This window comes from Agrobacterium tumefaciens (assembly GCA_025560025.1).
In the GTDB taxonomy this organism is placed as follows: Bacteria; Pseudomonadota; Alphaproteobacteria; order Rhizobiales; family Rhizobiaceae; genus Agrobacterium.
The window spans coordinates 689,340-701,759 of sequence record CP048486.1; the positions used below are offsets into that span (position 1 = coordinate 689,340).

At 56.7% G+C, this 12,420-nt stretch carries 12 protein-coding genes; 6 read left to right on the top strand and 6 right to left on the bottom strand.

The window, feature by feature from the left end; translation table 11 throughout:
• Positions 1 to 116 precede the first annotated feature (116 nt).
• On the top strand, positions 117 to 632 hold the full coding sequence (locus FY152_17030; GenBank protein ID UXS33873.1) for a disulfide bond formation protein B: 516 nt from the start codon (positions 117 to 119) through the stop codon (positions 630 to 632).
• A 30-nt stretch (positions 633 to 662) separates the two neighbouring features.
• On the opposite strand, the gene FY152_17035 is transcribed toward FY152_17030, so the two are convergent.
• A complete protein-coding gene (locus tag FY152_17035) occupies positions 663 to 1,220 on the bottom strand; it encodes an HNH endonuclease (GenBank protein ID UXS33874.1) in 558 nt (185 codons plus the stop codon).
• 312 nt (positions 1,221 to 1,532) lie between these two features.
• Between FY152_17035 and FY152_17040 the strand changes: the two genes are divergently transcribed.
• The 3 genes from FY152_17040 (at position 1,533) to FY152_17050 (ending at position 3,642) form a co-directional block, all read left to right on the top strand.
• Positions 1,533 to 1,835 carry a hypothetical protein gene (locus tag FY152_17040; protein ID UXS33875.1) on the top strand — a complete coding sequence of 101 codons (303 nt, stop codon included), beginning with the start codon at positions 1,533 to 1,535 and terminating at the stop codon, positions 1,833 to 1,835.
• A gap of 146 nt (positions 1,836 to 1,981) precedes the next feature.
• Entirely contained in the window at positions 1,982 to 2,587 is a 606-nt protein-coding gene (locus FY152_17045; protein ID UXS33876.1) for a transglutaminase-like cysteine peptidase, read from the top strand.
• Positions 2,588 to 2,850: 263 nt separating this feature from the next.
• A complete protein-coding gene (locus tag FY152_17050; GenBank protein UXS33877.1) occupies positions 2,851 to 3,642 on the top strand; it encodes a serine/threonine protein phosphatase in 792 nt (263 codons plus the stop codon).
• 96 nt (positions 3,643 to 3,738) lie between these two features.
• Here the strand turns inward: FY152_17050 and FY152_17055 are convergent, their stop codons facing one another.
• From FY152_17055 to FY152_17075, 5 genes are read right to left on the bottom strand one after another with little or no spacing between them, the layout of a single operon-like run.
• Positions 3,739 to 4,956 carry a glycosyltransferase family 4 protein gene (locus FY152_17055; GenBank protein UXS35088.1) on the bottom strand — a complete coding sequence of 406 codons (1,218 nt, stop codon included), beginning with the start codon at positions 4,954 to 4,956 and terminating at the stop codon, positions 3,739 to 3,741.
• Position 4,957: 1 nt separating this feature from the next.
• A complete protein-coding gene (locus FY152_17060) occupies positions 4,958 to 6,292 on the bottom strand; it encodes a hypothetical protein (protein ID UXS33878.1) in 1,335 nt (444 codons plus the stop codon).
• Positions 6,285 to 7,763: a lipopolysaccharide biosynthesis protein gene (locus FY152_17065; GenBank protein ID UXS33879.1), complete on the bottom strand. Its 1,479-nt coding sequence runs from the start codon at positions 7,761 to 7,763 to the stop codon at positions 6,285 to 6,287. Before FY152_17065 ends, FY152_17060 begins: the two co-directional genes overlap by 8 nt.
• Positions 7,763 to 7,942, bottom strand: a complete 180-nt coding sequence (locus FY152_17070; protein UXS33880.1) for a hypothetical protein — start codon at positions 7,940 to 7,942, stop codon at positions 7,763 to 7,765. Before FY152_17070 ends, FY152_17065 begins: the two co-directional genes overlap by 1 nt.
• A gap of 48 nt (positions 7,943 to 7,990) precedes the next feature.
• On the bottom strand, positions 7,991 to 9,226 hold the full coding sequence (locus FY152_17075; GenBank protein ID UXS33881.1) for a glycosyltransferase family 4 protein: 1,236 nt from the start codon (positions 9,224 to 9,226) through the stop codon (positions 7,991 to 7,993).
• A gap of 485 nt (positions 9,227 to 9,711) precedes the next feature.
• On the opposite strand from FY152_17075, the gene FY152_17080 reads away from it, so the two are divergent.
• Both FY152_17080 and FY152_17085 read left to right on the top strand, forming a co-directional pair.
• A complete protein-coding gene (locus FY152_17080) occupies positions 9,712 to 11,040 on the top strand; it encodes a hypothetical protein (GenBank protein UXS33882.1) in 1,329 nt (442 codons plus the stop codon).
• Positions 11,041 to 11,166: 126 nt separating this feature from the next.
• Complete coding sequence (locus FY152_17085) at positions 11,167 to 12,288, top strand: acyltransferase (GenBank protein ID UXS33883.1); 1,122 nt, start codon at positions 11,167 to 11,169, stop codon at positions 12,286 to 12,288.
• Positions 12,289 to 12,420: the final 132 nt, after the last annotated feature.

Below are 12,420 nucleotides of genomic sequence, written 5' to 3' on the forward strand. Positions count from 1 at the left end.
GATTAGACGCATCCTGTGACACACGTTGAACTGGCGACTTAATTTCGCCATCACGCCCGCCTTTTTGAAAGCCCGTTCGGGATATCTGCTTCTTCGCGAAGTTTGGGGAAAACATCATGGCCACTGCAACGACCGCCGACAACAGCCGCACGCTCGCCGCTCTTGGCGTCACGGCGGGAATGATCTTCACCGTGGGCTCCGCCCTCGGTTTCCAGCATATTGGCGGTTACACGCCCTGCGCCTTGTGCCTGTTGCAGCGCGATCCCTATTATTATGCCATTCCGCTGGGCATATTGGCCGTTGCCACCAGCGTCTTCAAGCTGCCGGTTCAGATCACCCGGCTGCTGCTTGCCCTCATCGGCGTGGCGATGCTGATCGGCGCCGGGCTTGGCGTTTATCATGCCGGCGTGGAATGGGGTTTCTGGGAAGGCCCGATCACCTGCGCCACCGGCGCGCCGTCCATCACCACCAATGCCGGCGATCTGCTGGGCAATCTGAACGCCATCAAGGCGCCTTCGTGCAACGATGCGGCACTTCGGGTACTCGGCCTTTCCTTCGCCGGCTGGAATGTCATCGCAAGCGTTGCACTTGCGGCAGTCGCCTTTTTTGGCGCGAGCCGTAAAAGCCGGTAAGCGGGAAAACTCCCTTGCAGTCCTGAAGGATCAGGGCTGCAGCTCGGTATCCCAGTAAAGATAGTCCATCCAGCTTTCGTGCAGATAATTGGGCGGGAACAGCCGCCCATTATTGTGCAAATCCTGAACCGTGGGCTGGAAAGGCTTCTGCGCCGGGAACATGCCCGCCTGCTTGGGAAGCTTGCTGCCCTTTTTAAGGTTGCAGGGAGAGCACGCCGCAACGACATTGTGCCAGGTGGTTTCACCGCCATGCGCGCGTGGAACCACATGGTCGAAGGTCAGTTCGTCCCGCGTGCCGCAATACTGGCATTCGAACTTGTCCCGAAGGAAAACGTTGAAGCGCGTGAAGGCGGGGTTGCGGGTGGGCTGCACATAGGTCTTGAGGCTGACGACACTCGGCAGCCGCATGGAAAAGCTGGGGGACGACACCGCGTGATCATATTCTGCAATGATGTTCACACGGTCTAGAAAGACGGCCTTGATCGCGTCCTGCCAGGACCATAACGACAAGGGATAATAACTCAGTGGCCTGTAGTCTGCGTTCAGAACGAGCGCCGGCAGGGCCTGTGGTGAAACTGCAATCGTCAAGGGCTTCTCCTGAGCGATTCGGCATCTGCACTTGTATATTAGGTCCGTTGTTACAGGATTGTGAAGCCTATAAATGCAGCGGAGAAGAGCTTAATTTTTCAGCGCTAAAAACGTCTTTTTTACGTTCTGGCGTCCACACGACGGGTGGGGTTCCCCGCCGCCTTCCGCTGATGCGTGACGACGACACGGCGGCGATTCGGCTGCCGCCGGGCGCAAAATCAATTTCACGCACGAAAGGGCATCGGTGGTATAATCATCGCGGCGAATGAGCGGGAAACGCTTCTGTCATTCCATGAAGGGAAGGAAACGGCCATGGTCCTGCGCAGGCATCGAGCAGAACCGTTGTGGGCAAGCCTGGCGGCTGGCGTTTTTGCCGCGCTGATGGGTGTCACCACCTCCGTCCAGGCGCAGCAATATCAGAATTTCGAAGTCACACCGGACGGCCGCGGCGGTGCGCAGGGCACGGTCGGCGGGCGCAATTTCGAGGTCTATCGCAATTACGACCGGCCACCGGCCGGTGGCCGTGTGTCGCCTGAGACAAGGCGCGAGCAACGCAATGCCGTTCCGCAGCAGACCTGCATTATCGACGCCCAGGGCAAGACCCGCTGCAAGTGAGCGTAGCAGCGTCTGATTTGCCGCCTTTTATCAACCGGGAATAAAATTCAATTTCCTTAAAAAGCAATCTATCGACTTAAACGGCCTGCAAGAAAGGGCGGCTATCTTCCCGGGTACAAGAGAAAACAACTGTGCAGGGGCAAGACATGGCGAAGAAAGCAATCCGTCTCGCAAAGACTTTGGCAGTCGCTACCGGTATGGCGGCAAGTATCGCAACAACGGCACCGGCCGTTCCGCTTGGCGGCCTCGCGAAGAATCCCGTCGTATCGCGGCCCGGCCAGTTCATGACAACGAGCCGTCCGACCATCGCGCCAATCGCCTTTGCGAAATTCTGTGATAATGCCGCCGACCAATGTGTGCGGATTGGCGATCGCGACACGGTCGAGCTGACGAAACAGAAGCGTGCGGAGCTTCAGAGTATCAACTCCCAGATCAATAGCTCGATAATCTATGTCAGCGAATCGGCCGGACAGGACGAATGGAAGCTGAACCCGGCGAGCGGCGACTGCGACGACTACGCGGTGACCAAGCGGCAGCGGCTCCTGCGCGCTGGTTGGCCCTCGGGCGCCCTGCGCATTGCCACCGCCCGCACCACTGATGGCATAGGCCACGCAGTTCTCGTCGTCAGCACAAGCCAGGGCGACCTGGTGCTGGACAACCGCACCAATGTCGTCAAACCGTGGAAATCCGTGGACTTGAAATGGATCAAGATTCAGTCGCACGAAAACCCGCGTGTCTGGCTGAAACTCTAGGTTCCGATTTCACGGGACCATATCTTTCAAACAGGACGGAGGGGACTTTGGCCCCCTTCAATTGCGCCGCTGAAAATTGTGAAAAATCGGCGCTGGCTCTGGTTATCGATACTATCGGAACCAGTATCCATCCTCCCAGAACCGTGTCCTTCAGCAAGGTTTTGGCGAAAGCCCACATGCCTTCCAGCGGTCGGCTTTACCGGGCGAGAAGCATCCGCCTTGAACGCTCTTGACCCGGTGCCTGAGAGACAGTATCGCCAGCTATGCCCAAGGTGCTAAACTGGATTCGCGGTCGTAAACAGCCTGCCCTCCGCGACGACCGGAGGCGGCGCAGAATAGACCTTGGCGACAGGCCGGTATCCTTTCCGATCTACGCCATTGGCGATGTGCACGGCAGCCTGGATCTGCTCCTGCATGCGGAACGGAAAATCCTTGCGGACATGGCTGGCAACCCGTCTCCTGCTCTGGTCGTTCTCCTGGGTGACTACGTCGATCGCGGGCGCGATTCCTGCGGCGTTCTGGAACACCTGTTGCGACCACCACAGGCGCCGCTGCGTCGCATCGCGCTTTGCGGCAATCACGAGCAGCTCTTCAGCGATTTTCTCGAAAATCCGCAAGACAACATGCACTGGCTGGATTTCGGCGGTCGCCAAACGCTTTTGTCCTATGGCGTCGACATAGACTATTTCCTGCACAAGGGCCGTCTTCGGCTTCAGCCATTCAAGGATGCGCTGATCGGCGCCATTCCCCAGACCCACCGTCAGCTTTTGTCCAGCCTGCCAATCTATGCCCGCATCGGGCCTTACATCTTTGTGCATGCCGGTTTCAGACCTGGCACGCCGCTTGAGGCACAGACCGATGAGGATATGCTGTGGATCAGGGAACCCTTCCTTTCGGAAGGCGCGGGCCTAGAGCTTCTCGTCATCCACGGGCACACCCCGGTCGCGGAACCAGAGAGCGGCCCGCAACGTATCGGCATCGACACCGGCGCTTTTACGACGGGCAGGCTTACCGTTCTGAAACTCTCGGATGCCGGGCTGCACCTGATTTCCTGACGGCGTGCGCCTACCGTTCGTGAGCCCGTCGAACGCTTCCGTTCAAACGGGGCGTGCTCCGGCACCAAGGCGGTCAGGATTCACCTGAAATCCGGATTACTGACCGCTGAGGATGTTGCCAAGCGCCGTCATTTGCTGACGGTTCCATTCGACTGCATCTTCGAAGGCCTTGTTTCCGAGCGCCTCGCGCTGATCGCGGCTGGAGGAGATTTGTAGGATAGCATCGGCAAAAGCCTGATGGTCACTGTCTTCCACAACGACCACGCCGCGGCGATAGCGCTCCGGCAACCCCCTTACGCCAGTTCGGCTGGTGATCGTCGGGATACCGGCCGCCAGGGCATCGAGCAGTTTTATATTGATGCCCGTGCCGAGTGCGATGGGGTTTATCGAGAGCGGCGCGCGCGTAAACGCATCCTTCAAGCGGTCCACACGGCCGAGTTTGACAACCCCTTCCCGGTCTTCGATCTTGCCGCATACGCTGCCGGCCACGACCAGACGAATATCCGGGCGTGCCGCCCTGACGAGAGGCAGGACGTTATCAAGGAATGCATTCAGGGAAATAATATTGGCATCATTGCCTGAGCCAAGGAACAGGAAGTCACTCGAGGTGAGGTCTTCCACCCTTCCGTCAAGGTCGAGAATATGACTGACAGTTGCGACGGCCGGTGTCTCTTTGCCCAGCCGCTGCCTGAAGGTGCGCTCCTCTTCCTCCTGTATGGCGACAACCACATCGGCGCGGCGGAACGCTTTACATTCCACCTGCGGGGGTACCGAGAACCAATAGCCGTATTTATTGGCAGTGTTGATGAATGCCTTATGACGGTCGGCAAAGGAATCATGGGTATCGAGGATGCGACGCACATCGTCAGGCAAGCCCAGAAAAGCCCTGGAATGAAAAGCATATTCCACGATAACGGCGTCAATTCCCAGCCGGCGCTGAATATCGCGGACCTGCCGGCCTATTTCAGGGTAATAAAACTCGTCGAGGTAATTGTAGAAACCACTGTCGTGACCGAGAAGCCGGTGAACCTTGCGGACGCCACGGAAAGCCTTGTGGCTGAACTTGAAACCGAAATCTTCGATGAAGCGGGTTTTCCAGTCTTCGCGGCGACGGGTTATCTTATGGAAGTACCCGATCGAAAACTCGGTGGCGTGGGCCTCTTCCTCAAAATCCAGCACCATCGGCGTGTCGACATAAACGAAATGAACCTCGTGACCAAGCGCCCGCACGGCGCGGGTCAATTGCAGTATTCTGCTGCGATTCCCCTCGCTGGCAGGCACGGCTGGTATGGCTGAGATAAAAGCGATTTTCATACTATCGATCAACACTCTTGGAAAAAGTTTCGAATAATTGAAAATTGTTTTTTGACAGGCCAAGTACCTCCGGCAATTTCTGCCTCACGCGTTCACGAATGTCGTCAGCCTGATCGACGAATTGCAGCAGGGCATCCTTGAGGCCCTGATCCGTATAAAAAGCGGATGGCGACAGCAATTCGGATGCGGCTAAACCAAAATGCTGATAGAGCCCCTCGAACTTGCCTTGATAAGCGACGCATGTGACGGGAACGCCTTTGCCAAGCCCGGCTATGGCAAGATGCATTCGGCCGCTGACAATTCCGTCAAGCTTGCCGGCGATGCCCTTGAGGACCGGGGCCGACCATTGGCCATCCAGATATCGAACCCGATCAGCCAGTGAAGCGGGCACGAGCCCAGAAATGGCCTGAAGGCAGAACTGGTCGCCAAAACCCTCCCGGTAGTCATGCGGAATAAGCAGCCAGCATACCGGCCGTTCATCAGCCACAAACCGCAACGCTTCAGCGCCGCGCGCGATGATCGTGTCAATCTGGTTGCGATCCGCATCCTTGAACAGCATCGGGTGCAGGTTGAACCCCATAACCCTGTAGCCCTCTGCACGTTTTTGCGCGATCCAGGCGCTCGTGTCCTCGTCAGGCTCCGAAGAAACGAGGCTGAAGGCTGAATCGGCCACCAGCGCCGCATGTGTCCTGGCGAAGGATTTAAGCCGGCCAAGGGACACCGGGTCACGTACATTAATCGCGACGTCAGGATGAAGCGCGCTATAAAACATCGAAAGAGCGGGGTGAGGCGTTTCGTTGAAACTGAAGCCCAGGATGACGTTTTTTATTCCTGCCGCTGCCGCCAAATCCGCGGCAGCCAGCAGTTTCGCACTCACCAGGGCATTGTAATAGCCGTCCATGACGTCAGCGCCGACGACAACCACACAATCATATTTTCTTGTCTTGAATTGCTGCTGCAGGGCACCGACGAAATCAGGCCTTCCGAAAATATCGACTGGAACAAAACCACGTGCGCTTAGAACATCGGCACATTCCAATCCGTTGACGACGACATCGACTTCGACGCGATCATTTATGGCCCGCGCGTGTTGCACCACCGCAGTGATCATCGCATCATCGCCGATGGAACCGAAGACGGTTCTGGGATCGCAGGCCACGATCAAAAGGCGCTTCAGAACGGTGCTCGCAGGGCGTGCAAACCGCAGCTTACGCTTCTCTTTCTGCAGGGCCTTGAAGAACTCGTCTATAGTCGGCTCCCTGTTGCGGCGTTCGTTGTACTTGACCCATTCACGGTGCAGCGGTGCGGGGAGGATCTTTTTTACGAGTTTACGCATGCGCTTCCTTCCGTGAGAGCACCTTGCTCATGACGAACATCAGCGCCGATCGCGCCTGTGTGCGGGCAACCGTCGCCATGAGCAGGAAATAAGTGACGACGAACGTGGATCCGAGCAGGATGCCGGACAGAAAATCGCCAAGGCCCAGCCCGGCGATTTCAGGTCGCATCCACTGAACCAGCGCAAAGCACAGACCGCTGGAGGCAAAACTCGGCAGCAATACAAGAGCGATGCGCCGGAGCGGGACATTCAGTTCGCGCGAGACAAAAAAGAAAGTGAAGGGCGTGGAGGCGAGTTGCCCAAAAACATAGACGATGACGAGTTCACCGATACTGTCTGTCGGTATCAGCAGGATCATGAGAATTGTCGCGACCGACTTGACGGTACCGGCAATCAGCACCTTGTTCGGACTTCCGCGCGCGGAGAGAAACGGGCCGTTCTGAAACTGCACACATTGCAAGGCACCAAGAAGAAGCAGGGGCCGTGCGATCTGATCCGCGCCCTGCCATTGCGCCCCGAACAGGACACGGCAGATCTCCGGTGCCAATGCGGCGAAAAGCACGAAGGCCGGTGTCGAGACGATTGCAGATATGGCAATCAGCTGCTTGTAAAGCTCCGCCATTCGCTCCCGCTCGTGCGATACACGGGAAAGCACCGTCAGGGACACGTCATAAAGCGCCGACTGAAGCAATTGCATCATAAGTTGATAGAGGCGGCTGCCAACGGTGTAGAGCCCGAAGGCCGCCACGCCGTATCGTCCGAGAATGAGAAAGTCGATCAGGCGCGTCGACCCGAACTCCACGATGCGCAAGCCGAGCGCCGACGAACCGAAACGAAGCAACCCGATGAAAGTATCCGGCTTGAGGGTAACACCCGGAACCCAGTAGGGTTTTCGCCAGAGCCAGACGAGGTTAACGACAGTCGCGACATATCCTTGAACGACAAGGCTCCAGACGCCGAGGCCGGTAATTGCGAAAATAATCGCAAAAGCACCGCCAATAATATTCGATATGAAGGTTCTGATCGCCAGCGGTTTGAAGGCGAGCGCACGCCGATAGTTCACCTCCTGAAAAAGGGAGGCTGTATTCAGCGGCAGCAATATGCAGATCGCCACGATGATTGGCGCCAATCCATCCACCTCGAACCAGCTTTCCAGCTCAGGCGAGAACACGCAAACAGTAGCGGCCAGCAGCGTCGCAACCGCGACCGAAACATAGAACGGCAGATTGACGTCACTGGGCTCCAGATCGCGTTTCTGCACAATCGCATCCGCAAATCCGAATTCCGACAGCATCTGGATCAGCATCAGAACCAGACCGGCCGTGGCGACCATGCCGTAATCCGTGGGGCTGAGGAAACGGGCGAGAACGATGAAGAGGATGGAGGTGAAAAGCTTTCCACCCCAGTTCTGGACAATGGACCAGAAAACTCCTGTCACGGCAGCATTGCCTATCGAGTCTGAGCTTGCCATCAATTCACCGCCGGTCTTCCTCGGTCGCGGCATGTCATGCCGGACCTGCCCAAATCCATTCCCGATTTTGTGAAACCATGGCTTCGGCCTTGCGGGATACAGGACGCACCTTTTTCGGCAGGAGAACGACGGAAATCCGGCATCAGAAAATGGACTTTACCGGCCTTGCCTTCTGCCATGTGTCATTTCCTTCCAAGAAATCCGGTCAGGGAAAAGCCCGAACTCGCCTACGATGCGCGCAACGTCCTGTTCTCACTCTGCTTTGCCAAAACGTCCTCGTAGAGCTTCACGTAGTTCTCGCCGACACGGCGCGAGGTGGATTCCTCGACGATGTTTCCGAAATCGGCCTCCGTCGGCAATTCCTCGCGTGAAAGCGTCAAAACCCGACGAATGCGCGCGGCAAGGTCGGTGGCGTTGCCCGGTTCGAACAGCCAGTCGTGATTGGTCTCGCCGATAAGTTCAGGAATACCGCCGGAGGCTGCGCCGATGACCGGCACGCCCATGGCATAAGCCTCGTAGATCGTGCGTGGCGAAGGCTCGGCCCAGAAGGATGGGACGATAAGAACATCGATCTCTTCGAAAAATTCCTTCGGCTTCGCCCAGCCGATGAACTCGATCGGCAGATCACCGGCCTGAGCCTTGAACCGCTCGATGGAATCGTCCATCGCCTGGCCGGCAACCAGACAGCGCCAGTTGCCGTGGCCGACTTGCCTGAAAGCATCGACCATGTTGCCGACGCCCTTTTCCGTATTGATGCGGCCAATATAGCCGAAGGTCAGCGGCCGGTCGGCCCGGTCGATCTGCCGGCGCGCTACAGGATCGCCCTCCGGAACCGTGCAGGAATAAAAGATGACGCGGCGCAGGCTTTCCGGAATGTGATGGAACAACCCGTGATTGACGTGCGTCTTGAGGATTTCCGTACCGACGCTTGCAACCGCGCCAATATAACGCTGCGTGAATTTCTTGGTGAAATTCACCACCTGACAGCCAAGATGAATGTGCTCGCACGGCTTGCCGCCCTTGAACATCGCAGCGTTGCCACACAGAAGGTCATATTCGCAGATCGTGTGAACGATCGGAATGCCGCGCTTATGAGCCGCCCGCCATACCAGTGTCGTGACGTCAAGCAAGGAATGGGTGTTGAGAACATCGGGCCTGAAATCGTCGAGTACAGCCTCAAACTGCTTCTCGACATCGAAATTCCATTGCTGCTTGAGCTTCTGCATCCGCCTTTGCTGCGGCGAATATTGCGGCCAGTCCTCAAGCCAGAAATCGTTGTTGTGGAACATCCGATAAACGCTGACGCCGTTGCGCACGGTTTTTGGTTCGGCCTGCCGCTCTATGCAGGCGGCACCGACCTCATGTCCCATGGAGACGAGTTCCTCGGCCAGATGTTCGACCGAGCGTTCGCATCCACCAACAATATGCGGCGGATAAAGGCTGCTGAGATGGAGAATTCGCATGCGGATACGCTCTATTTTCCTTCATCGAAAATTTATGTATCCACCCCGGCCTCGCCCATATACCCGAACTTTCGAGAACAAACGGGCATGTAGAAAAACAAAAAGCCGGAACGGATCTAACGTCTGAAAATATGAATAACCAAAAATCTGCTTTTAAAGAGCACGGTAATCGACGCCATTTCAAGTCATTTTTTTCGCGGCGCGGCAAAAGCCATCCCGTGTTGCGAAAAGAACAGGTCTCGTGTTAGCTTCTTTTTATGAGAGACGTTCAGGCATAGGCGGGAAACTTTCGCCGTGCCAGATTTTGATACTACTGCTTTTTATATTTATTTCATTTCAGAACCATGGATTTGATTGCGACGGAAAATGCCAAAAGCTTCCAGGACATTCTGACATTTTGACAGGCTTTGCTGCCATTTAAGCCAGCGTCGCCCCGCCCTATGGCGGCTACGCTAGACTTTCGCCCGGATTGCCAGGAGACGCAGATGAACGGAAAACTGCCGGTTGCCATGGGCCGCCTGACACGGCGTGGTCTTCTTTCCGTCGCACCTGCGGCATTGGTCGCGGCTGCGGGCCTGCGTTCCACAACCGCGCAGGCTCAGCCCGTCGTTTCTGCCGACACGGAAGCATTTCTGGACAGTGTAGGCGTGTGTGGCCATTTTGCCCGTACGAAGGGCGTCTATCCGGAACGTTTCGAACATATCCTGCCGGAAATGGAAGCCCTTGGAGTGCGCCACCTGCGTGACGAGGGCCTGATAACCGCTTCAGACCGCCGCAACAGCCCCGCATTCCAGCGCCTGCGCCAGATCGTGGCGGCGGATATTCGTCTCACCATCATCTGTTACGATGATCTCAATCCTTACGTCTCCACGCCGCTAGACAGGATCGCGGATTTCTACGACTGGTGCGATGGCGGCGTCGAACTTTTCGAGGGCAGCAACGAACCTGTTTTAACGAAGGATCCCCAGAATGCGCCACGCCGCTCGGCGCAGCATCAGGCAGCACTTTACGAAACGGCCCGCTCCAATCCGCGCCTGAGCGCCATCGGCATTGTCGCACCGAGCTATATCCAGACGAACATACCGCTGGCGCTCAATCTTGAGGAGACGTGCGATTTCGGCAATATTCACCCCTATGCCGGCATGGAGCATCCCGAAACAACCGGGCCAGGGCAGCTTTCAAAATTCGTGACGGCGTCGGCACCCATAGCGGCACGCCGGCCGATACTGGCCACGGAGATCGGATACCACACCTCGCTGAAGACCAAGAGCTTCCATTTCCCTGTCACCGAAGGCATCAAGGCGCGTTATATGCCGCGCACGCTCTTATGGTGTTTCATCAGCGGTATCCGCCGGTCCTATATTTACGAGATGGTCTCCAGTTTCGCTGACGATGAGACCAACCCCGAAACATCGTTTGGCCTGTTACGGCATGACCTGAGCCGTACGCCGGCTTACGAGGCCGTCCGTGCCCTGCTTTCGCTTTGCAGGGCAAAGCGGCAGACGGCACCGGCTGAACGCCGCATCGATTTCCTCCAGAGCGATACCCAAAGAGTATCGCTGCGGCTGGCGAGACCAGATGGCGCTTTACTCGTGCCGGTGTGGCTTGCTGTCCGGGGCTGGCAATGGCCGGCGCGGATTGAGAATCCGCCTGTTGAACGTCCCACGGCTTTTTCGGTAACAGGCACACATAGCCAGGTCATCGCACACCGGTTCCACGATGATGGGTCCGTTAGCCAGCACGCCATTGTGCAGGAAGGGGGGCAATATAAGCTTCCCGCTAGCGATCAGCTCACGGTTCTGGAAGTGTTTTGAGTGATATAAAACCGGAATTCCACCCCTCGGTTTTATGCATTGCCTCGGTCGGCTGCATGCTGTGAAATGCGGAAATACAGACTGCACGAACGAGCGGCCAGATATTATTAAATATATTTTTTGTAGATGGAAATGATAGCGCAAACATCAAAAAAACCGCCAGCCATCGGTTCACAACGTCTGGACGTGCTTCAGATCCTGCGCGCAGCAGCAGCAGCGATGATTGTTGCGCTACACGCCCATGCCAATTGGGAATTTTCTCTTTTTCCCCTCCCCACCACGAAACTCGGGGCTGGCGTCGATCTGTTCTTCGTTATTTCCGGCTTCGTCATCGTTTATGCCTCAAGACCCTATTTCGCCACGCCCGGCGGACGATCGGCCTTTTTCCTGCGAAGGCTTATCCGCATTCTTCCCCTTTACTGGTTCGCGCTCACGCTGCGGCTGGTGGCGCTGGCAGCGGCGGCCTTTCTCGGCGTCAAGGCGTTCCCGTCATTGCAGGCAATCCTCACGTCCTATTTCTTCATTCCGCATGACAGCATGGGTTACGGTGACGCCTATCCATTCCCAATTCTGGATCTTGGCTGGACGCTGAACTACGAGATGTTTTTTTATGTCGTGTTCGCATTCTTCATTGTCCTGCCGCTGGAACGCGCCGTTTGGGCGACAGCCGGCACCCTTTCCGCCGGCGTCCTGATCGGCGCCGTTTTTGATTTAGCCCTGCCTTTCAGTTTTTGGCTTCAGCCTATCGTTCTCGAATTCGTCGCGGGAATGGTGCTGGCCGTGTTGTTCCTGCGCGGCCTGCGCTTGCCGGCTGTGATTGGTTTTGCGGCAGCTATGTCCGGCCTGGCGATCTGGGCATTCGTAGACCTGAGCATGTTCGAATCCTACGGTAATCCGGGCTTCTATTCATTTCCCAGGCTGTTCGTTCTGGGCGGCGGCGCTATTCTGCTTATGGTCGCCGCCACCCTGACGAGGGGGATCACTCTGCCGCGCGTCGCGCAGCCTTTTGCAGCGCTCGGAGATTCCTCCTATGCGCTTTACCTGCTGCACCCATTCATTTTTCTCGGGTTCAAGGGGGCTTTGGGAGCCTTGGCACTCCCGCAGGCGTGGAACAATGGCGTCTACCTTGCCGTTGTCGTCAGCACAATCGCGATCGCCCACGCCTTTCACCGCTTCGTCGAAATGCCGACGACAGCATGGCTTCGTGACAGGATCATAGCACCTCGAACGAAGATCGCCGTATCATAAGCCCTTCAAACGAAATCAAAGCTACCTGGTCATTAAGGATAGCTACAGCTTGCCATCCAGCGCGCATTTTAACACTTGATCGTTTGCTTGGGCTGTGCGATTTAAGAAGAAATTTTAAATGTTGGATAACTC

Excerpts from the sequence above, each read along its gene's own strand:
- FY152_17030 (UXS33873.1), top strand. The coding sequence starts at position 117 with ATGGCCACTGCAACGACCGCCGACAACAGCCGCACGCTCGCCGCTCTT.
- FY152_17040 (UXS33875.1), top strand. The coding sequence starts at position 1,533 with ATGGTCCTGCGCAGGCATCGAGCAGAACCGTTGTGGGCAAGCCTGGCG.
- FY152_17045 (UXS33876.1), top strand. The coding sequence starts at position 1,982 with ATGGCGAAGAAAGCAATCCGTCTCGCAAAGACTTTGGCAGTCGCTACC.
- FY152_17050 (UXS33877.1), top strand. The coding sequence starts at position 2,851 with ATGCCCAAGGTGCTAAACTGGATTCGCGGTCGTAAACAGCCTGCCCTC.
- FY152_17055 (UXS35088.1), bottom strand. The coding sequence starts at position 4,956 with ATGAAAATCGCTTTTATCTCAGCCATACCAGCCGTGCCTGCCAGCGAG.
- FY152_17060 (UXS33878.1), bottom strand. The coding sequence starts at position 6,292 with ATGCGTAAACTCGTAAAAAAGATCCTCCCCGCACCGCTGCACCGTGAA.
- FY152_17065 (UXS33879.1), bottom strand. The coding sequence starts at position 7,763 with ATGGCAAGCTCAGACTCGATAGGCAATGCTGCCGTGACAGGAGTTTTC.
- FY152_17070 (UXS33880.1), bottom strand. The coding sequence starts at position 7,942 with ATGGCAGAAGGCAAGGCCGGTAAAGTCCATTTTCTGATGCCGGATTTC.
- FY152_17075 (UXS33881.1), bottom strand. The coding sequence starts at position 9,226 with ATGCGAATTCTCCATCTCAGCAGCCTTTATCCGCCGCATATTGTTGGT.
- FY152_17080 (UXS33882.1), top strand. The coding sequence starts at position 9,712 with ATGAACGGAAAACTGCCGGTTGCCATGGGCCGCCTGACACGGCGTGGT.
- FY152_17085 (UXS33883.1), top strand. The coding sequence starts at position 11,167 with ATGGAAATGATAGCGCAAACATCAAAAAAACCGCCAGCCATCGGTTCA.